This window comes from Nocardioides sp. NPDC047086, assembly GCF_040643685.1.
Taxonomy (GTDB): Bacteria; Actinomycetota; Actinomycetes; order Propionibacteriales; family Nocardioidaceae; genus Nocardioides.
Map to the genome: position 1 here is coordinate 249,360 of NZ_JBEYUV010000001.1, position 19,666 is coordinate 269,025.

At 67.9% G+C, this 19,666-nt stretch carries 19 protein-coding genes; 9 read left to right on the forward strand and 10 right to left on the reverse strand.

Going from position 1 to position 19,666, the window contains the following annotated elements; all coding sequences use genetic code 11:
- Positions 1–9: 9 nt before the first annotated feature.
- The gene (locus ABZ796_RS01235; protein ID WP_357333916.1) at positions 10–2,094 is read left to right on the forward strand and encodes a DEAD/DEAH box helicase; all 2,085 of its coding nucleotides are present in this window, start codon (positions 10–12) and stop codon (positions 2,092–2,094) included.
- A gap of 134 nt (positions 2,095–2,228) precedes the next feature.
- On the opposite strand, the gene ABZ796_RS01240 is transcribed toward ABZ796_RS01235, so the two are convergent.
- Together ABZ796_RS01240 and ABZ796_RS01245 are read right to left on the reverse strand one after the other, a co-directional pair.
- Complete coding sequence (locus ABZ796_RS01240; protein WP_357333918.1) at positions 2,229–2,921, reverse strand: response regulator transcription factor; 693 nt, start codon at positions 2,919–2,921, stop codon at positions 2,229–2,231.
- Entirely contained in the window at positions 2,918–4,120 is a 1,203-nt protein-coding gene (locus ABZ796_RS01245; RefSeq protein WP_357333920.1) for a histidine kinase, read from the reverse strand. The genes ABZ796_RS01240 and ABZ796_RS01245 overlap by 4 nt, the downstream gene beginning before the upstream one ends.
- A 164-nt stretch (positions 4,121–4,284) precedes the next feature.
- Between ABZ796_RS01245 and ABZ796_RS01250 the strand changes: the two genes are divergently transcribed.
- The 3 genes from ABZ796_RS01250 to ABZ796_RS01260 all read left to right on the forward strand — a co-directional run bounded on the left by ABZ796_RS01250 (position 4,285) and on the right by ABZ796_RS01260 (position 6,321).
- Positions 4,285–4,590 (forward strand): hypothetical protein, encoded by a 306-nt coding sequence (locus ABZ796_RS01250; RefSeq protein ID WP_357333922.1) that lies wholly within the window; start codon positions 4,285–4,287, stop codon positions 4,588–4,590.
- Complete coding sequence (locus ABZ796_RS01255) at positions 4,577–5,866, forward strand: cytochrome P450 (RefSeq protein WP_357333923.1); 1,290 nt, start codon at positions 4,577–4,579, stop codon at positions 5,864–5,866. Before ABZ796_RS01250 ends, ABZ796_RS01255 begins: the two co-directional genes overlap by 14 nt.
- 68 nt (positions 5,867–5,934) lie before the next feature.
- On the forward strand, positions 5,935–6,321 hold the full coding sequence (locus ABZ796_RS01260; RefSeq protein ID WP_357333925.1) for a hypothetical protein: 387 nt from the start codon (positions 5,935–5,937) through the stop codon (positions 6,319–6,321).
- Between the two features lie 15 nt (positions 6,322–6,336).
- On the opposite strand, the gene ABZ796_RS01265 is transcribed toward ABZ796_RS01260, so the two are convergent.
- Positions 6,337–6,921 carry a hypothetical protein gene (locus ABZ796_RS01265; protein ID WP_357333926.1) on the reverse strand — a complete coding sequence of 195 codons (585 nt, stop codon included), beginning with the start codon at positions 6,919–6,921 and terminating at the stop codon, positions 6,337–6,339.
- A gap of 353 nt (positions 6,922–7,274) precedes the next feature.
- Here ABZ796_RS01265 and ABZ796_RS01270 point away from each other — a divergent pair, with 353 nt between their 5' ends.
- Complete coding sequence (locus ABZ796_RS01270) at positions 7,275–8,375, forward strand: hypothetical protein (protein WP_357333928.1); 1,101 nt, start codon at positions 7,275–7,277, stop codon at positions 8,373–8,375.
- Positions 8,376–8,477: 102 nt separating this feature from the next.
- Here ABZ796_RS01270 and ABZ796_RS01275 read toward each other — a convergent pair whose 3' ends face one another.
- Entirely contained in the window at positions 8,478–8,972 is a 495-nt protein-coding gene (locus tag ABZ796_RS01275; protein WP_357333930.1) for a hypothetical protein, read from the reverse strand.
- A 255-nt stretch (positions 8,973–9,227) separates the two neighbouring features.
- On the opposite strand from ABZ796_RS01275, the gene ABZ796_RS01280 reads away from it, so the two are divergent.
- Complete coding sequence (locus ABZ796_RS01280) at positions 9,228–9,521, forward strand: DUF4333 domain-containing protein (RefSeq protein ID WP_357333932.1); 294 nt, start codon at positions 9,228–9,230, stop codon at positions 9,519–9,521.
- Between the two features lie 8 nt (positions 9,522–9,529).
- Here ABZ796_RS01280 and ABZ796_RS01285 read toward each other — a convergent pair whose 3' ends face one another.
- From ABZ796_RS01285 to ABZ796_RS01310, 6 genes are all read right to left on the reverse strand, one after another.
- On the reverse strand, positions 9,530–10,048 hold the full coding sequence (locus tag ABZ796_RS01285) for a hypothetical protein (RefSeq protein WP_357333934.1): 519 nt from the start codon (positions 10,046–10,048) through the stop codon (positions 9,530–9,532).
- Positions 10,045–11,538 carry a putative T7SS-secreted protein gene (locus ABZ796_RS01290; protein ID WP_357333935.1) on the reverse strand — a complete coding sequence of 498 codons (1,494 nt, stop codon included), beginning with the start codon at positions 11,536–11,538 and terminating at the stop codon, positions 10,045–10,047. Before ABZ796_RS01290 ends, ABZ796_RS01285 begins: the two co-directional genes overlap by 4 nt.
- On the reverse strand, positions 11,535–12,083 hold the full coding sequence (locus tag ABZ796_RS01295) for a type VII secretion target (RefSeq protein WP_357333937.1): 549 nt from the start codon (positions 12,081–12,083) through the stop codon (positions 11,535–11,537). Before ABZ796_RS01295 ends, ABZ796_RS01290 begins: the two co-directional genes overlap by 4 nt.
- A gap of 108 nt (positions 12,084–12,191) precedes the next feature.
- A complete protein-coding gene (locus tag ABZ796_RS01300) occupies positions 12,192–13,112 on the reverse strand; it encodes an endo alpha-1,4 polygalactosaminidase (protein WP_357333939.1) in 921 nt (306 codons plus the stop codon).
- Positions 13,052–14,659 carry a DHA2 family efflux MFS transporter permease subunit gene (locus ABZ796_RS01305; protein WP_357333940.1) on the reverse strand — a complete coding sequence of 536 codons (1,608 nt, stop codon included), beginning with the start codon at positions 14,657–14,659 and terminating at the stop codon, positions 13,052–13,054. The genes ABZ796_RS01300 and ABZ796_RS01305 overlap by 61 nt, the downstream gene beginning before the upstream one ends.
- Positions 14,660–14,693: 34 nt before the next feature.
- Complete coding sequence (locus ABZ796_RS01310) at positions 14,694–15,428, reverse strand: molybdopterin-dependent oxidoreductase (RefSeq protein ID WP_357333942.1); 735 nt, start codon at positions 15,426–15,428, stop codon at positions 14,694–14,696.
- Positions 15,429–15,536: 108 nt separating this feature from the next.
- Here ABZ796_RS01310 and ABZ796_RS01315 point away from each other — a divergent pair, with 108 nt between their 5' ends.
- The 3 genes from ABZ796_RS01315 (at position 15,537) to ABZ796_RS01325 (ending at position 19,642) form a co-directional block, all read left to right on the forward strand.
- Positions 15,537–18,260 carry a DEAD/DEAH box helicase gene (locus ABZ796_RS01315; RefSeq protein ID WP_357333944.1) on the forward strand — a complete coding sequence of 908 codons (2,724 nt, stop codon included), beginning with the start codon at positions 15,537–15,539 and terminating at the stop codon, positions 18,258–18,260.
- A 76-nt stretch (positions 18,261–18,336) separates the two neighbouring features.
- On the forward strand, positions 18,337–19,020 hold the full coding sequence (locus tag ABZ796_RS01320; RefSeq protein ID WP_357333946.1) for a hypothetical protein: 684 nt from the start codon (positions 18,337–18,339) through the stop codon (positions 19,018–19,020).
- A 34-nt stretch (positions 19,021–19,054) separates the two neighbouring features.
- Positions 19,055–19,642, forward strand: a complete 588-nt coding sequence (locus tag ABZ796_RS01325; RefSeq protein WP_357333948.1) for a TetR/AcrR family transcriptional regulator — start codon at positions 19,055–19,057, stop codon at positions 19,640–19,642.
- Positions 19,643–19,666: the final 24 nt, after the last annotated feature.

A 19,666-nucleotide genomic window follows, 5' to 3' on the forward strand; every position in this document is an offset into this window, starting at 1 on the left:
CCTGTGGTCATGACTGATCCGGCGACCGACGTACGTGCCCGTGCCGAGGCGCATCTGCGTGCCCTCGTGGGACGCGATGACGCGACGCTGCGCGAGGACCAGTGGTCGGCGATCTCGGCGCTCGCCGTCGAGCGTCGCCGGGCGCTGGTCGTGCAGAAGACCGGCTGGGGGAAGTCGGCGGTCTACTTCGTGGCGACGCTGCTGCTCCGTGAGGCCGGCCTCGGGCCGACCGTGATCGTCTCGCCGCTGCTCGCGCTGATGCGCAACCAGATCGCGGCGGCGCAGCGGGCCGGGATCCGGGCGGTGACGATCAACTCGACCAACCCCGAGGACTGGGTCTCGATCGAGGCGGCCATCCACGCCGGCGAGGTGGATGTCCTGCTGGTCTCTCCCGAGCGGCTCAACAACCCGAAGTTCCGCGACGCGGTGCTGCCCCGGCTGGCTGCCGAGTGTGGCCTTCTGGTCGTCGACGAGGCCCACTGCATCTCCGACTGGGGGCATGACTTCCGGCCCGACTACCGCCGGATCCGTACGCTGCTGGCCGATCTTCCCGACGGGATCCCGGTGCTCGCGACGACCGCCACCGCCAACTCCCGGGTGACCGCGGACGTCGCCGAGCAGATGGGTTCGGGGGTTCTCGTGCTCCGGGGATCGCTGGACCGGGAGTCGCTGCGGCTCGGGGTGGTGACGCTGAAGACCCCCGAGCAGCGGCTCGCCTGGCTCTCCGACCACCTCTCCGAGCAGCCCGGATCGGGCATCGTCTACTGCCTGACGGTGGCCGCGACCGAGGAGATCGCCGACTATCTGCGTTCCCGGGGCCATGATGTGGCCGCCTACTCGGGGCGTACGGAGGCGGCCGAGCGGGCCGATCTGGAGGAGTCGCTGGCCGCCGGGAAGGTCAAGGCCCTGGTGGCGACCTCGGCGCTCGGGATGGGCTTCGACGCGACGCTCGGGTTCGTGGTCAACATGGGCGCGCCCTCCTCGCCGGTCTCCTACTACCAGCAGGTCGGCCGCGCCGGCCGCGGCACCTCGGACGCCTCCGTGGTGCTGCTCCCCGGCATCGAGGACCGCGACATCTGGGCCTACTTCGCATCGCTCGCCTTCCCGCGTGAGGAGCAGGTGCGCCAGACCCTCGGTGTCCTGTCGGAGGCGGGGCGGGCGTTGTCGACACAGGCGCTGGAGACCTACGTCGACCTGTCGCGATCCCGGCTCGAGCAGATGCTCAAGGTGCTCGACGTCGACGGCGCCGCCCGCCGGGTCGGCGGCGGCTGGGAGGCGACCGGAGTCCCGTGGGACTACGACGCGGAGCGGTATGCGCGGGTCGCCGAGGCCCGGCGCCGGGAGCAGGACGCCATGCTCGCCTACATCTCGACCGACCAGTGCCGGATGCGGTTCCTGCGCGAGCAGCTCGACGATCCTGGCGCCGTCGACTGCGGCCGGTGCGACAACTGCGGCGGCTTCGCGGTGACGTCGTCGGTCTCCGAGGGTGCGGTCGAGGAGGCCTCGGCGCGGCTGTCGCGTCCGGGTGTGGTCGTGGAGCCGAAGAAGATGTGGCCCACCGGCCTCGACCGGCTCGGCATCTCGCTCAAGGGCAAGATCAAGGACGGTCCGCTCGAGGGGCGCGCGGTCGCGCGGCTGACCGACCTCGGCTACGGCCAGGCCCTGCGCGACCTCTTCCGCGAACCCGCGCAGGACGGCCCGGTCCCGGTGCCGCTGGTGAAGGCGGTCGTCGAGGTCCTGGGCGACTGGCGGCCCCGGGTCGGTGGCATCGTCTACGTCGAGTCCGCAACCCGCCCCACCCTCACCCGCGACTTCGCGGAAGGCCTCTCCCGCTATCTCCGCGTCCCGGTCCTCGGCTCGTGGGCCATCGTCGACCCCGAGGTCGGCCCCGGCCAGGGCGCCTCCAACTCCGCCCAGCGCGTCGCTGCCATCGGCCGCCGCTTCTCGCTCCACGCCGAGGTCCCACCAGGCACCGACGTACTCCTCATCGACGACCGCATCGCGACCGGCTGGACCGTCACCCTCGCCGCCCGCGCCCTCCTCGATGCCGGCGCCGCCACCGTCCACCCCCTGGTCCTCGCCACCACCACCTGACCTCGCCTCGGCTGGTCGAGCCGGATTCGTGAGGAACGAACGAATCCGTGTCGAGACCAACACAGTCCCATCGAGCGCGGATGACTGTGTTGGTCTCGACACGCTCGCTGGCGCTCGCGGCTCGACCAGCGGAACTAGATCGCCGGCCGGACGATGCCGTGGTCGTACGCGAAGACGATGGCGGCGGCGCGGTCGCGGAGGTCGAGCTTGGCGAAGATGCGGCCGATGTGGGACTTGACGGTGAGCTCGGAGATGACGAGCCGCTCGGCGATCTCGGAGTTGGTCCAGCCGGAGGCGACGCCGCGGAGGACCTCGAGCTCGCGGTCGGTGAGCTCGGAGACCTCGACGGCGCCCGCCGCCGACGGCGCGACCGCGGAGCGGTAGGTGGCGAGCACCCGGCCGGTGATCGCGGGGTCGAGCCAGGCGTCGCCCAGGGCGACAGAGCGTACGGCCATGACCAGCTCCTCGGCGGGCGAGTCCTTGAGGATGAAGCCGGCGGCCCCGGCACGGAGGGCACCGGAGACGAGCTCGTCCTCGTCGAACGTGGTCAGCACCAGCACCGGCGGCGCCGAGGGCAGCGCCCGCACCAGGCTGGTGGCGGTGATCCCGTCGACCTCCCGCATCCGAAGATCCATGACCACGACATCGGCCGGGTGGGCGTGGAGAGCCGCGACCACCTCCGAGCCGTCCCCGCACTCGGCGACGATCTCCAGCCCGTCGCGCCGTCGCAGGATGCGGCGCAGGCCGCTGCGTACGAGCTCCTGGTCGTCGACCACGATCACCCGGATCGGCGCTGATCCGTTGGAGGGGCCGTTGAACGACGTCATGCGAGGGCCTTGCGTACGAGACAGTGCGGCGGGATCACCAGGTCAACCTTCCACATCGACTCCTCGGCCCCCGCCGACAGCCGGCCGCGGAGCTGCTCGGCGCGGGCCGTCATGCCAGCCAGCCCGGACCCCTCGCCGATCCCTCGCCGGGTGCCGACGATCGGGTTCTGCACGGAGAGACGTACGCCGTCGGCGACCGCCAACGAGACCGAGACCGGTGCGCCGGGAGCGTGCCGGATGGCGTTGGCGAGGGACTCCTGCAGGATCCGGTAGATGCCCAGCCCGACGCCCGCGTCGATGCGGGTGAGATCGCCGGAGGAGGAGAACGTGATCGCCTGACCCGCGCTGCGCCCCTCCTCCACGAGCCGGGCGACGTCCGTGGCGCCGGGGAGCGGCGCCGTCCCGGCGCCGGAGCTCGACAGCGCCCCGATCGTACGCCGGATCTCGGCCATCGCCCGGCGTCCGACGGCCTCCGCCTCGGTGAGCGCGGACACCGCCTCGTCCGGTTCGTCGCCCTCGGCGACGGAGCGCCGCGCCGCGGTCAGGTGGAGCAGGGTGATCGAGAGCGAGTGGCCCACCAGGTCGTGGATCTCGCGGGCGATCCGGGTGCGCTCGGCCTCGGTGGCGCGGGAGTGCTCCTGCGACCGGGCCTGCCGTTCGGCGCGCAGGGCCCGCATCTGGGCGAGTATCAGCAGCCCGAGGATCCAGCCGACGAAGAGCAGCAGGTAGTGGACCCCGATGCCGCTGGGCGTGTCCGTGGCGAAGAGCCCCATCGTCACCGCCGAGGCGATCGCGTAGAGGGTGCCGGTCCGGAAGCCTTCGCGGATGACCATCTCGAGGGTGAGCGGGACCAGCACCGCCGGTGCGAAGTCGTGCTCCGGCCAGAAGGCGGAGGCGGGCTGCGACATCAGCCAGGCCGACCCGGCCAGGGTGGGCACGAGGTCGACGGCCCACATGTGGTTCTTGAGCCACTCGCCGGTGTTCGGGATGAAGAAGATGCTGAGCGACGGGACGACGATGACCAGGCCCGCGACGATCATGTCGGCGGCGGCCTCGCGCTGGAGCACCGACACCGTGACCATCGCGAGGAGCCCGAAGGCCGACAGCAGCGGGGCCCACCAGGGGATGTCGAGGTTCTTGCTGCGGCAGCGTCGTTCCAGGAAGTCACGCACATCGCGAGCCGAGTCCTGGACACTCATGCCGCTCAGTCTAGAAACGCGTGAGTCGTACCGCATCCGACCACGGCAGGCGGCCGCTCTCCTACCACGGTAGGAACGCAGGTGCCTGCCGGCGGCCGATGCGCAGGGGTGACACGGATCCGTAGCGTCGAACCATCCCGACGACGACGGAGACGGTGAGGACCATGACGTGGAACCAGACCCATGAACGCTACCGGCTGCTGAACGAGGCGGAGGCGGAGCTGCGATCCGGCTTCGCGCGCCGGCTGCCGTGGTCACCGGCCTATGCCGAGGCCTTCGGCACCCCGGAGCGTCTGGCTCAGGCCCTCCGGCACCGGTGGCGGATCCGGTTCCAGGCGCAGCTCGACCCGACGCTGTCGCCGGAGGAGTACGAGGCGACCTTCGCCGACCTGCTGGCCGACCTGGCCCCGCTGATGGGCCGGATCGGCACCCACGAGTTCCGTGAGGAGCTGGCCGATGCCTCGGCGTGAGCTGTCCCCGATCGAGCGGTCGAGGTCGTACGCCCGCTGGGTTCTCTCCCAGGGGATCAACCGAGCGGTGCTGAGCCTCACGTCGATGCGCGGCGACCCGCTCGCCGAGCTGATGTGGTCGCGGGACGTGCCGGACTACGGCCGTCTGCGAGCGCGCGGCCCGGTCCACACCAACCCGTTCATGGCCGGCACGGTGTCGTACGCCGCTGCCGACGAGATCCTGCGCAGCAGCGACTTCGGCGTCGGTGACGGTCAAGGCGAGCTGCCCGTGCCGCTGCGGTGGCTGCTCGGCAAGGTGAGTGCGCCCGACGCCCTGGGACCGGTCGGCCCGCCGTCGATGCTCGCCGTCGACCCGCCGCTGCACACCCGCTACCGCAAGCACGTCTCGAAGGCGTTCACCGCCCGCCGGATCAGCTCGATGGCCGAGATGGTCACCGCTGTCGCCGGCGACCTGCTCGACGAGATCGATCCGCGCGAGGGGCGGGTCGACATCATCGAGAGGTACGCCGCGAAGCTTCCGATCGCCGTTATCGCTGAGCTGTTGGGGGTGCCTGACGCCGATCGGGCAAACATCCGTCGCTGGGGTGACCAGGCCGCCGCGATCCTCGATCCGGGGTTGTCGTGGCAGGACTACTCGCGGGTCGAGATCGCGATGCGATCCCTGCACCACTGGTTCGAGGACCACGTACGCCGCCTCCGCACCGACCCCGGCGACGACCTCCTGAGCGCCCTGGTGGTCGCCGGCGACCTCGACGACATCGAGCTTCACGCCCTCGGGCTGCTCTTGTTGGCAGCGGGCTTCGAGACCACGGTCAACCTGCTCGGCAACGCGGTGGCCGCTCTGGATGCTCACCCGTCCCAGCGCGCTCTCCTCCTGGCGGATCCGTCGCTGATCGACGGCGTCGTCGAGGAGACCCTGCGCTGGGACCCGCCCGTCATGGCCACCGTCCGCGAGGCCTACGCCGCGACGAGCGTGGCGGGCGTACACGTCGCCAGAGGCACCGCCGTCGCCGTCGTCCTCGGCGGCGCCAACCGCGACCCGTCGGTGTTCGAGGACCCCGACACGTACGACATCACCCGGCCCAACGCCGACCAGCACCTCTCCTTCTCCGCTGGCGCCCACTTCTGCCTAGGCGCCAGCCTCGCCCGCCTCGAAGCCCGCGTAGGCCTCCGTCTCCTGTTCGAGCGCTTCCCCGATCTGCATGTCGAAGGCGAAGCCGTACGCCGCCCCACCCGCATCCTCCGCGGCTACGCATCCCTCCCCGTCGCCCTGTGAGCCGTGGTGTACTACTCCCACTGAGGCACCCGCCGGGGGTGCGTACGGAAGCCTCGGGAGGGCGGACCATGGGTGACAATGGTCAGGTCAGCGTCGACGCCATGCGGCTTGACGCGGCGCGGCAGAACCTGAACGACCAACGCGAACGCGTGTTGGAGGCGCGGAAGCAACTCGCAGATCCCGTTGGTGGCATGTTCGGTGGTTCCGCGCGAGGCGAGTGGCTAGGGGCTGTGGTCCGGAAGGGGCACCAGAACATCGACAGTTCCCTCGGGGACACCGCCAAGGGTCTCCATGAGACCAGCGAAGCGATTCATGACGCCATGGTCGCGATCGAAGGGGCTGACGTCGACGCTGCGGTCAATGCGCAGAAGTTCGCCAATGCCGTTGCGCTGATGAGCAACCCATTGGTCATCTTCAACAAGAACCAAGGCCCCGGTAAGTACCTCGCGATCTGACTCTTCCCGGCGGCGTCAGAGCAATTGGAACGTCGGCAGCACCTTGGCGATCATTGCGTCCGCTTCCGTCCTGTCGAGGCTGGTCTTGGACAAGTCCCAGTTGATCTCGATGAGTTTTTCGCCGTCCTTGGTGCCGTAGCTGTCGTTCCAGGTGCGACCGGTTTCGTACTGGAAGTGATAGAACACTGACCCGTCCACGGTGACGTCGGGGAGGCGCTTGAGGTTCTCGGCGCCGTCCTCGACGAGTATGTCTTTCTCGTACTCGGCGGCCTTCTCGAGATCACCCGGTCCGAGGGCGCCCGATAGGAAGGTCCCGAACCCAGCGGACGACCCGAGTGCATCCTTCGGGGCGACCAGGGAGACGGTCCACTTCCCCGCCTGCTCGGTCGTCCAATCCGGCGGGATCTGGACCTGAGCTTCCTCGATCGCTGCAACCTTCCAATCTGCGGGGACCGAGGACTCACTGGGTGAAGTCGACGGTGTGGGCGTCGGCTCGGCAGTTTCAGGAGAGTTACCGCCGCCTGATGATGAGCAACCGGCCCCAGCGAGAGCGACGGACAGGATCAATGCGGCCATGGCGCTCGCCCGGGACATCGTCATGGGGCAGACTCTAGAACAAACCACCGCGGAGGCCGGGTGTGGTGCCCAGCCAGTTGTACGACATGCATTTGGGATCGAGCGGTCCCTCAACCAAGCCCTCGGGAGGGACAGTGGCAGTCAAGGGTCAGTGGATGCTTCGGCTAGGCGACTACGTGCGGGGCGGAGACATCGCTGCTATCGAAGCGATGCTCAGAAGCTGGGAGGGGGCCCGAGACAACTTCAACGGCGCCGGCAAGACGATGCTTGACAATGCTGGACGTGTCGAAGACGGCTTCTCGGAGACCTCGTTGTCTGGTCAGGCCGCTCGGCGCGACATGGAAACATCAGGCAAAGAGACCAATAAGAAGCGCGATGTGCTCAAGGACGCGATCGACGCGGTGTGGATCGTCCACGCCAAGTTGTACGAGGCGATGGAGGCGCACAAGAGGCTCGAGGCGACGTTGCCCGCCTCCCACAACCCAGTGCCGCCGGAGTCGTCCTTCAACACGAAACCTGGCGGCGGCACGTCGGCCTCAGAAGCGACGGCGAACCAGCAGAAGTACGCCGACGCCAAGCAGGACTACGCCAAGGATGAGGCGGCGATCGCCGATGCCGAGCGTGAGGCTGCGCAGAGGGTTCAGGCCGTCGATGTCTCGGTCGAGGAAGCCGAGCCGAAGGTACGCGCGTTGTACGACGATGGCAGCGACTCCAACGCGCTGCCCCCTGGCACCTCGTCAAAGCCGGGCTCGGCGAGCCAGGTCGCTGCCGCACAGGCACGCACGGGGAAGTACAACTCAGGCACTCTCTACCCCGACGGCTGGGGCCACGAGCTGATCGCTCAGGAGAAGGCGAACATCGAGGCGCACAAGGCCGAGAACAAGCCCGAGTGGAACGGCACCCAGTGGATCAACGCCGACGGCACCCCGGCGCCCTCGACGTCGTACGCGATGGTCGAGACCGCTGACGGTCTCGCGCCCCTGGCGGGCGGCACGGGCGGAATGTCCGCCCTCGCGATCGCTGGCGGCGGAGCTCTCCTCGGCGCCGGCGTCGCCAAAGCGATCGCCAGCAAGCTCTCCGCTGGTGCGTCTGCGAAGGCAGCAACTGCCGGCGCTGCGTCGAGGTCGGCCGCTGCCCGTTCTGCAGCCGCCAGGGCCGGTACTGCCGGTGCCCGCGCCGGAGCAGGCGCAGGTGCCGGGGGACGTGGAGCAGGTGCGCGTGGCACGGGAGCAGGCGCGCGCGGCACAGGTGCCGGAGGACGTGGCTCCGGCCGAGGCGGCGCTGGTGGCCGCGGTGGAGCCGGTGGAGCGGGTGGCCGCGGCGCCAAGAAGCGGGACCAGAACGGCAGCCAGAACCAAGAGTGGGAAGCCGACTACACCGACGACTGGACCGAGACCGCAAGCGACGTCCTGGACCCCAACGCATCCCGCGGCTGGGTCCCGAACGCTCCCGACGACAACGACGGTAAGCGACGCTGACTCGTTCAGGTTGATGAGACTGCTCCCGTATGCGGGACCGCCGACGTCGCTGGACGGGGTTGGCCGTCAGGACAGTTCTCGATCGGAGTGGACCCGGTACGTTCAGCGCGCGAAGAGCTTGCCCAGCAAGCCCTTGTGTCTCCATCCGTGCGAATGGAGCCATGCGAAGAGCGGGTCCTTGATGCGGCTCGTCTCAAATGTGTACACAACGGGCTGGAAGCCGAGCTCGGGGTCTTTCCCGCCGGTGGAACTCGATCCGAAGCCACCGAACGAGAAGCCTGCCTCCTTCTTGATCGACTTGCCGGACGACCAAGACTTCTCGCCGCCGATCGCGAAGCCATCCTCGGTGAAGCCGACGCGAGCTTCTACCTCGGTGCTGAAGTCTTGGTAGTCATAGGTGCCGCTGCGCTCATCCAGAGTCACAGTCAGGCGGTACGACTTGTCGATGTGTTCGATCTCAGTCGCGTAGAGGGTCGTGGCTTTGACGATGTCCCACCAGCCAATGATCTGCGTCCCTTGGGCGTAGTAGCTGAAGGGCTCCGTTGGCAGGTTGAGGTTCACGATCTGTGGGAGCATCTCGGGAAGCGGCGTCGGCATGTCTCATTCCTACCTCGGAACCTCCATGTGCGCCACCAGCGCGTCCTGTGCGCTGCGTCCTAGCTGGCCCGCGGTGGGGGATGGGCGCGTCCAGGGCATGCTGAGCGGGGTTACAGTGCGAACGCAGCACAGCGAGCCTCGCGGAACCCCGGAATCGCGGTTGCACGAGTCGTCGCATCCCCAGTGTCGCCGGAAATCGACGTCGTTTGCATTAGAGTGCAGACATCGAACGTCGTCAACACCCAAGGACCACCCATGCTCGGACGGAAAGTGGCATCCTCTACGATCGCGATCGCAGCGCTCTTTGGGCTCGCTGCCTGTGGAAGTATCGCTGAGGACGACCTCGAAAAGAATGTGACCGACCAGCTGGAGAAGATGGCTGGGCAGCGTCCTGACAAGGTCGATTGCCCTGGCGATCTGAAGGCCGAGGTTGGCAGTGAGATCCGGTGCACCCTTACTGCGGGCGGGGACACTCTTGGACTCACTGTCACGGTGACGTCGGTCGAGGGTACCGATGCCAAGTACGAAATTCAGGTCGACGAAAAGTAGAACCGTTCTCAGCGGGCAGCGAGAATATCTTCTGCTCCGGGAACTATGACCACTCGCTCGATGAAGTCGCGAAACTCGGATCCCACAGTTGCCCACTGACTGTATTTGCACGTCACCGTGAAGATGAGAACGATGCGCTTTCGAGGGTCGTCCCCATCTATCACGGCTTCAATTACCTGTGCTTGGTAGAGGTCAAATCGCGTCCCCTCAATGTTCGCTTCCACTTCGAGGAGTTGGACGAGAGCAGGGGCGCGCGGCGATCCAGTTTGAGTTCGCTTCACTACATACACAGACGCCCCTTGGTCAAGCAGAGATACGCGCGTCTCGTCAGCGATGTCCTCGAGGCTTGCGGGATCGGTCCGGAACGATCCCCTGACGCTAAGGATGGGAACGTAGTTCTCCGCCTGGAAACTGAACCTTACGGCTGCAAACGCTGCATCGTCTGCACCGAGCGAGTCCGGATCGACTTGGCGCCATTCTCTGTTGGGCATTTCGATCTCGACCGGTATGGGAAGTGCCGCCGTCATAGAAGTCCGCCAATCACCTTCGCCACCGATTCCCCTGTCTTCCTCGCTTCGCCCGGGTCAAACGTCATATGGTCGATGACCTTCCTGGCGCCGTCTGTGTCTCTGGCGGTTGTGATCCACTCGTCCGGGGTCATTGAGAAATTGTCCGCGATCTGATCCGGGTGCGCGATCATATCCTTTCCAGTGTCGTACATTTCGGGAAAGTCTAGGACCACCTCCGGGGTCACCTTTGCGCCAAGGCCCACGGCGAGTCCTGCGGCTGCTTTGATGTTCACGCGACCGTCCTCCCAACCTACGTCTAGGTCGGCCGCGTACCCAGCGCCAGCCCAACCCTCAACGTCGGCTCCCGCCCCCAATCCGCCTGCACCGACTTTACCGCCACCGCCGATCTTGCCGCCCGCAAAGGCTTCGCTTCCGACATGGCCCCCCTTGTTGTTGAGCGTTAGCGAGTTCTCTGTCTCGGCCCCAGCGCTGCCATAGGCAGAAAGGTCGCCTTTCATATATCCATGCTCTGCGCTGAACTCGCGTTTTCCGTTGATCAGATTGATGTGGGCGTTGGCTTCGAGGGTCAATCCTTCTTTGGTAAGCTTGGCGGCGATCTCGCCGTCTGCGCTATATAATGTGTATGTTCCGTCACCGCTGATCTTCAACTCGCCTACATCTTCGGTCCACTTTTCTTCGAGTTTGTAGACATAGACTTCACCGTTGGCGCCAATGAGCTGAATACTGTCGTTGTCGACCTTGAATCCTTCGAGGGTGCCTTCAGCACCGAAGATATCTCCTGGTGCACCGGCTTCTCTAAAAGCGGAACGTAACTTGTCCATGACGGCTATAAGGGCTTTGGGGTCGCCGTCCTTTAGTTTTGATATCGCGTCCGGAAGGGACGTGCCTAGGAAACTTTCCTGCTCGTCGAAGGCTGCTTGTGATATCGCCGCGAAGCCGGCTGAATCAAGAGTGCTTCGCGCGTCATCAAGGATCTGCTGCGCCTCGTCGCGCAGGGGTTGGCCGGGATCCTTGAATGGTCCAGGCCGAGTCAGCGCGATCGGCGGGACCACCTGGCCGGAATGAATTGCAGAATTGTGGGCGGTGACCTGTCGATTGTAAGCGTCGACATCATTCTGGTGGTTGGCTTCGGCAAGCTTGGTTGCTGCCTCGGCCGCATCCCACTTGGCGACCGCGTCTGCAGCAGAGTTCTGCGCCGATCTTAACGATGTTTCGTAGGAATCTAGGGCTAATGCTGAACGCTTCAAGCGTTCGATATAGAGGTCCCACTTACGGATCAGTCCGACCCGCGTAAGCGAGTAGGCCATTTGGGTGATTCCCGTCCAATCGGGGATCTCTACGTGTTCGAACTCGGCTGCGAGCTTCGCTGCAGTGCGCGCCGTTTCTTCGAGGGCCATGATCTGCTCTCCGACCGCGGTGACGGATCCTCGGATCAACTCCGTCGGATCTTTGGTCGAGCCGAGCGAAGCCCCGGAAGGCAAACTCATGACGCGCTTCCATCAGTCCTGACTGGGCGGGCTCCAGAGGCACTCCCGCCATCGGTCCATTCGGCTGGCATCGGCTCGGCCTTCGGAGCCGGAGAGTTGCCGTCGAAGTGACCGAGAAGGTCATTGGACTCGCTGGAGCTTCTTCCGCCCCAGACCGCAGGGAGTGGCACTCGCTGCCCGCCATCAGAGCCCCTGATGCCTCGCTCGATGTCGGATGCATGGTCGCCGGCCGCCTGGTCGGCCTCCTGGATAGCGGCCGTCGCGGCACCGAGAGATCTTGCGAGCTTCTTTGTGTCGGCCGCTAGCGCCTGACGGGCGTCCGTCAGATCGTCAAGCAGATTGGAAAGCCAGTCCGTGATCTCGATGTGGCCGATTTGGCCGGAGGCGGGTTGAGAGCACGCCTTCGGTTTGTTCAGGTCGTCCGCTACCTCTGTGTACCGCTTCGATGCACGGCGGACGTCTGCGGGATCCACCCGAAGATCCATGGCAACTCCTTCAGCCCGAGAATGTTGCGAGGGATGAGCCTCGCTACAACACTTCAACATTTAATCCCAAGTTCTGCGGTTTGGGTACGTCAATGGCCACTGGCTTCGCGCACCGGCGGAGAAAGTGACGCAACGAGGAAGCACGCGCCGACCCAGGGACGCGGCCGTTCAGCAGGCGTCGTAGACGTACGCCGGGTCGTCCTGTCCTACGAGGTCGCGGTCGCGGAGGATGGTGAGCGGGGAGCGGGCGGGGTCGGCGCAGACGTCGGTGAAGGAGAGGTCGGCCTCGGCTAGCGAGTCGGGGTATTCGATCTGGAGAACGTGCGCGCCGTAGACGTCGGTGTAGGCGGCGCACTCCGTGTAGGCGCCACACTCCTCGACGACGGCGAAGTCGAAACCGAGGTCGTCGTGGGCGGGGCGGGCGGCTTCGGCGGCGTTCTTCTGGGCGATCGCGAGGCCGAGGTCGTGGGCGGTGGAGACGTAGGTCGAGGCCAGGGCGAATGCGCCTTCTTGGGAGATCGAGTCGAAGCGGGTCCAGGTGTCGAGGTTGTCGATCTCGACGGCGTCGAAGCCGTCGTCCGCGCATCCCTCGATGATCGGGCCGATGACCTCGAGGATCGCCGCACGTGCCGAGGCGGTGGAGGGGTCGAGGATGAGCTCGTCGGGCCAGTCGGGGTCGCGTACGGGATCGCCGGAGGCGTCGCGCAGTAGTGCCGACGGGTGATCGGACCAGTCGGCGCCGGGCTGGGTCTGGAAGCCGTTGACGTAGCAGACGTTGTACGCGCCCTCGAGGGGCGCGGCGGTGGCGTCGCGGGCGACCACGTCGACCGGGGTGCCGTCGGACAGCTCATCCGCGGTGTCGCCGAGCTGGTAGTCGAATGTGCCCTCGGTCGGCGGGAGGGCGAACGCGTCATCGGCGTCCGAGGATGCGGGGGATCCGCAGCCTGCGAGGGCGAACAGGCAGACGAGCGTGACGAGGGCCGGGCTGCCTGCGGCAGCCCGGCCCTGCGTACGCGTGCGTGAGCGGATCAGTGGAGGACCGTCGGAGCGGCGGCTCCGTGCTCGGCCTTGCTCTTGGGCAGGAACCACGCGGGGATGAGCGTGACGAGCACCAGGATCGAGGCGATCACGAAGGTGGTCGAGAAGGCCTCGGCCATCTCGGCCGGAATGGCCTGGAAGAGCTCCGGCAGCTTGGCCGGGTCGAGACCCAGCGAAGCGGCGGCCTCCCCGACCTTCTGCTGGTTCGCCGGGTCGGTCATGAACTTCTCCAGACCGTCCGAGGGGACACCGAGCTTGTCGGCGAGGTCGCCGGCCGCGGAGATCGACTCCTTGCCGGACAGCGCGTTGGTGAGCAGCACCGAGAAGAGCGCGGTGCCGGCGGAGGCCGCGACCTGCTGGACGATGTTCACCAGGGTCGTACCTCGGGCGATGGTGTGCTCGCGCAACGTCGCCTGTGCGGCGGCGAAGGTCGGCATCATCGTGGCGCCCATACCGAGGCCCATGATGAACAGCGACAGGAGCAGATACCAGTACGGCGTGGCCTCGTCGAGCCGCGAGAACATGAACATGCCCACCGCGATCGTGGTGAGACCGCTGAGCACGATCTTGCCCGGGCCGGTGCGGTCCGCGAGCATGCCGGCGATCGGCATCGTGACCATCGCGCCCAGGCCCTGCGGAGCCAGCAGCAGGCCGGCGTGGAGGGCGTCCTCCCCGCGTACCTGCTGGTAGTAGAGCGGGAAGAGCAGCGAGGCCCCGAAGAACGCCATCGCGAAGATCGACAGGGTGATCACCGCGACGGTGAGCTCCTTGTTGCCGAAGAGGCGTACGTCGATCAGCGGGTGGTCGTTGCGGGCCGACAGCGCCCACGGGATGAACGCGGCGATCAGCACCAGGCCCGCGACCATGAAGGAGAGCACCTTGGTGTCCAGGACCGTGCCGGCCTCGGGGATCGAGGAGACCCCGTAGAGGAACAGCGCCAGACCCGGGGACAGCAGCACCATGCCGAGGAAGTCGAAGGACTGCGACGGCTCGACGTGGTCTTTGGGCAGCGCCCGCCAGGCGTAGACCAGGGCGATGACGCCGATCGGGATGTTGATCAGGAAGATCCAGTGCCACGAGGCCGAGTCGATCAGCGCGCCACCGATGATGGGGCCGAGGATGGGGCCGAGAAGCATGGGTACGCCGAGGATCGCCATCACCCGGCCGACCCGCTCGGGGCCGGCGGCGCGGGTCAGGATCGTCATGCCGAGCGGCATCAGCATGCCGCCACCGAGGCCCTGAAGGACGCGGAAGCCGACCAGCATCGGCAGCGTGGTGGCCAGGGCGCACAGTGCCGAGCCGAGCGCGAAGAGCACGATCGCGGTCATGTAGAGGCGTTTGGTGCCGAACCGGTCGGCGGCCCAACCGGTCAGCGGGATCACCGTCGCCAGGGCGAGGGTGTAGCCGGTCATCGTCCAGGCGACCTCGGCAGAGGTGGCGTCGAACTCGCGCTGGAAGGTCTCCAGTGCGACGGAGACGACGGTGATGTCGAGGATCGACATGATCGATCCGAGCACTACGACGCCCGCGACGATGAGCACGCTCTTGTCGAGGTGATCGTCGGGCGCCTTCTCAGGCTTGGCAGAAGTGTCTGTCACGGGTTGACAGCCTACGTCTGAGTTGATAGGTCCCCTAGCCATTATTTGCTTTTGAATGGTGACCTGGCTCACCCGCGGTCTTTCCTCGCCGAGCGGCCGCGGCGAGCAGGAAGATCTTGATCGCCCGGTAGATCGGGCGGACCAGCCGCCCGGGCAGGGTGCCATGGCGTTCCTCCTCCCAGACCCGTGCCCGCGCGTGGGACTGCAACAGCCGATCGAGCAGCGACGGTGAGCCTGCGGGCGGTGCTCCGGCGAGCACATCGATGCGGCACAGATGCTTGATGTTGGCGTAGCCGTACTGCACCGGGCTGACCAGTGGCAGCGGGGCGCCGTGGTCGCCGTCGAGCGGCCGGCCATCGAGCCGATCGGCGAGCAGGACGTCGTCGGCCAGGAGATCGTCCATCTCGGCCACGAAGTGCTCGCCGTCGAGGCCGCGCAGGAGGACGTGCGTCACGGTCGTGCCCGGTACGAGGGCGGGTGCGACGTACCGCTGATAGACGTCGGCGAAGGCGGCGCCCTCCCAGCGAAGGCCCGTCACGGACCAGCCGGCGACGCAGTGGAAGTCGGCATGGAGCTCGCGACGATCAACGCCGACGAGCTCGTCCACCGCGATCTCGATCGGCGCCGTGAGCGCTCCGCCGAAGACCACGGTCGGATGCGCGGGCGCGGCTGGTGGGGGCTGGCCGGCACGTCGCCCGAAGCGTGGGAAGAAGTGGATGCGTCGCTGGCCGGGCGGGAGGGCGGTGCGCTGGTGGGTGGTGTCGGTCATGTCAGTCACCGTGGCAGCGCCCGGCACGGTGCGCGTCAACCTTTGGGGGGCGAACCCCTCATCCTCGAGGATGAGAAACCGTCGGTGGTGGCGGCTACGGTCGTGTCCATGTCCTTCGTACCCGTCACCGGCCGTGCGGTCTTCCGGCCCGCGCAGCCGCCGCGGGACTCGGCCGTGGAGTTCGTGGACTCGAGGCGGTCGGTGTCGTTGCCGATGCGGGCCGCGCTGCCGGTGCTGAAGAAGGCGTACGCAGCAACCGACCTGCATCCCTCGGTCGCTCTGGTCGCGTCGGCCGCCCATCTCGGGCTCCGGTTCGTGGCCGCGGGGCAGCTGGAGCCGGCCGATGGTTCGTGGGCGGTCCGCTATACGGCGGAGGACGAGGAGCGGGTGCGGCTGCTGGCCTCCTCGCGCGCCTATGAGGATCTCGACGACGAGGCGGCAGAGCTCCTGGTGCGAGAGATCGTGGCGGCAGTCGCGGACGCGGTGCCGACCTCGGCGCCGAAGGCCTCCGGGTCGGGCGCGTTCCGGGAGTCGCTGCAGACCCGGCTGTCGCGCTATCGGACCGACGAGGGCCCGGTGACGGCCTCGTTGCCGTCGCTGGTGCGGCTCTCGTTCCGGGTCGAGGCACCGGAGGAGGACCTTCTCGTCGGGTCGCTGACGTTGGTTCCGCAGGTGCACGACGAGGCCGACCCGCTGCACGTCGCCGATGCCGCGAGGTTGTGGGACGAGGCCGATGACCCTTCGACAGGCTCAGGACACCGTCACGGGTTCGGTCCCCGGGCGCGTACGCATGCGCAGGTCGCTCTCCGCGGCGCCGCGGAGGCGTGGCCGGTGCTCGACCGGCTGCTCGACCTGCCGGTGCCGTCGGGGTTGACGCTGACGAGCGACGAGGTCGTGGGGCTGCTCGAGGACGGTGTCGAGTGGCTCAAGGAGCGTGGGGTCGACGTGCTCTGGCCGCGGTCGTTGTCGCGGGACCTGACGACGTCGGTGGCGGTGGATCGTGCGCCGTCGACCTCCTCCCGTGCGCGCGAGGACCTGATGCGCGAGTCGCCGCTCGGGGAGAAGGGGCTCTTCGCGTTCCAGTGGCAGCTGGCGCTCGGCGGCGACCCGCTCGATGCCGCCGAGATGGACGCCCTGGCGGTGGCCGCGGGTCCGGTGCTGCGGCTGCGAGGGGCCTGGGCGGTCGTGCATCCCTCGGTGCTCCGCCGTGCACGCAAGCGGTTGCTCAAGCGGATCAGCGGCGGGGAGGCGCTGGCCGTCGCCCTGACCGGTCAGGTGCCGAAGGAGGTCGCCGAGGCGGCGCCGGGCGAGAAGGTGATCATCGGTGCCTCGATCGCACGGCTTCGGGACGAGGTGATCGCGGCGACCTCGGGTCCGGCGGTCGACGTGCCGCCCGAGCTGCAGGCCACCCTGCGTGGCTATCAGGTCGAGGGGCTCACGTGGCTGGCCGGGATCACCTCGCTCGGCCTGGGTGGATGTCTGGCCGACGACATGGGTCTCGGGAAGACGCTGATGACGATCGCGCTCCATCTCCATCGCCAGAAGGAGCACGCTGGACCGACCCTGGTGGTGTGTCCGGCGAGCCTGCTCGGCAACTGGGAGGCCGAGCTCGCGCGGTTCGCGCCCGAGGTGGAGGTGCGCCGCCATCACGGTGCTGAGCGCGATCTCGACGGCGCGAGCGGAGTGGTGCTGACGACGTACGGGACGATGCGACGCGACACCGAGCTGCTCTCGGCGGTGGCGTGGGGGCTCGTCGTCGCCGACGAGGCGCAGCACGTGAAGAACGCCGCCTCCGCCACCGCGAAGGCGCTCCGCGAGATCCCGTCGCACGCCCGGGTGGCGCTGACCGGCACCCCGGTGGAGAACAACCTGACCGAGCTCTGGGCGCTGCTCGACTGGTGTGTGCCGGGGCTGCTCGGCAGCCGCCTCGCCTTCCGGAGGGCGTGGGCGAGCCAGATCGAGGCCGGCGCGGACGTCGGGAAGGCGAAGGAGTTCGCCTCGCTGGTCGGCCCGTTCCTGCTGCGCCGGCGTAAGTCGGACCCCGGAGTCGCTCCCGAGCTCCCGCCCAAGACCGAGACCGACCACCTGCTGTCGCTGACGCGGGAGCAGGCCGTGTTGTATGAGGCGTTCGTCCGAAACGCCATGGAGAGGATCGAGCGGCTCGACGCCGACGACCCGCAGCGTCGCGGGCTGGTCCTGAGCCTGCTCACCGGGCTCAAGCAGATCTGCAACCACCCGGCCCAATTCTTGAAACAAGAGGGCGGCCGGATCACTGGCCGGTCGCAGAAGATCGACATCCTCGACGAGCTGGTCTCGACCGTGCTCGCCGAGTCGGGGGCGGTGCTGGTCTTCACGCAGTACGTCGCGATGGCCCGTCTCCTCGAGGCCCACTGGGCCTCCGCCGGTGTCGCCCACCAGTTCCTGCACGGCGGCACCCCCGTCCCGGAGCGCTCACGCATGGTCGAGCGCTTCCAGGACGGCGAGGTGCCGGTCTTCCTGCTCTCGCTCAAGGCGGGCGGCGTCGGGCTCAACCTGACCCGCGCCGACCACGTGATCCACGTCGACCGGTGGTGGAACCCAGCGGTCGAGGACCAGGCGACCGACCGGGCCCACCGCATCGGTCAGACGCGTACGGTCCAGGTGCACCGGCTGATCACCCAAGCCACCGTCGAGGAGCGCGTCGCCGAGCTGCTGCAGCGCAAACGGGTCCTCGCGGACGCGGTGCTCGGAGGCGGCGAGGCCGCCTTGACCGAGCTGTCCAACGCCGAGCTCCGTGAGCTGGTCAAGCTCGGCCCCCAGAATCGCCGGAAGCGCCGCCGGATCGCATCATGAGCGAGCGCCAGCGAGCGACAACAAGCCTCAGGCCTCCCCCTCCGTACTCTGGCGCTCGCGCTACGGAGGGGGCGGCATGAGGTCGGCGCTGACCTTCGCCCGCGAGCCGCATCGGCGCGGGATGGTGCGGGTCGAGTCGTGGTGGGGCCGGGCGTTCCTGCGGGCGATCGAGGAGCTGGCGTACGACGACAACCAGCTCTCCGGAGCCCGCTCGCTCGCCCGCTCGGGGCGGATCGGAGGCCTGGTCGTCGAGCCCGGCCGGTTCGCGGCCGCGGTCGACGACGAGCTCGGGCTGTGGACGGTGACCGGCACGGTCCCGGTGCTGGACGGAGACTCCGTCGCCGCGCTCTCGGAGGTCCTCGGCGCCTCGCCCGAGCGCGCCGAGGCGCTCCTGGTCGGCGAGCTGCCACTGGATGTGGCCGAGCACGCCGAGGAGGCCGGGGTCGAGCTGGTGCCCTACGGCGACGAGCTCGCGGTGACCTGCACGTGCGGTCACTGGCACGCGGTGTGCGGCCACTCCCTCGCGGTGCTCCACCAGCTCTGCTGGACGGTCGATCGCGACGCATCGGTCCTGCTCCATCTGCGTGGAGCGGAGCGCGACGAGCTGCTGGGCCGGCTGCGCAGCGAGCTGCCTCGGAACCGCGACACGGCCCCGGCAGCCGAGATCGCCGCGCCCGGCGAGTCGACGCGCGACCAGGTCGACGACGTCGAGATCGCGCTCGACGCGGTGCTTCGGGCACGTCACCTGCTCGAGGAGTGAGATGCCTCAGGTGACCACACGATAACCTCGTGCAATGACCCTTCGGCAGGCTCGGGACATCGCCTCTGCCCCGGCGAAGACCAGGCGCGAGCAGATCCTCGACTCCGCGGCCGAGCTCTTCGCGGCCCGCGGCTTCCACGGTGTCTCCGTCTCCGAGCTCGGCGCTGCCTGCGGCATCTCCGGCCCGGCGCTCTACAAGCACTTCCCGAGCAAGGACGCGATGCTCGCCGAGATGCTCGTCTCGATCTCCCAGGAGCTGCTCCGCGAAGGACGGGTCCGCGTCAAGGGCGCATCGAGCACCGACGAGGCGATCGAGGCGCTGATCGACTGGCACGTCGACTTCGCGCTGCGCGACCGGGCCCTCATCGTCGTCCAGGAGCGCGACTGGCAGTCGCTCCCGCACGAAGCCCGCGAGCAGGTGCGCACCCTGCAGCGGAAGTACGTCGACCTGTGGGCCGACCAGCTCCGTGACCGCAATCCGGCGCTGACCCCCGACACCGCCAGGGCCATGGCCCACGGCGTCTTCGGGCTGATCAACTCCACCCCGCACAACCGGGTACTCCCGGAGGAACCCACGCGCGAGGTGCTCACCAAGATGGCCCGAGCAGCGCTCGCCGAGTAGCCGCCGACGCGACGACTTCGGTGT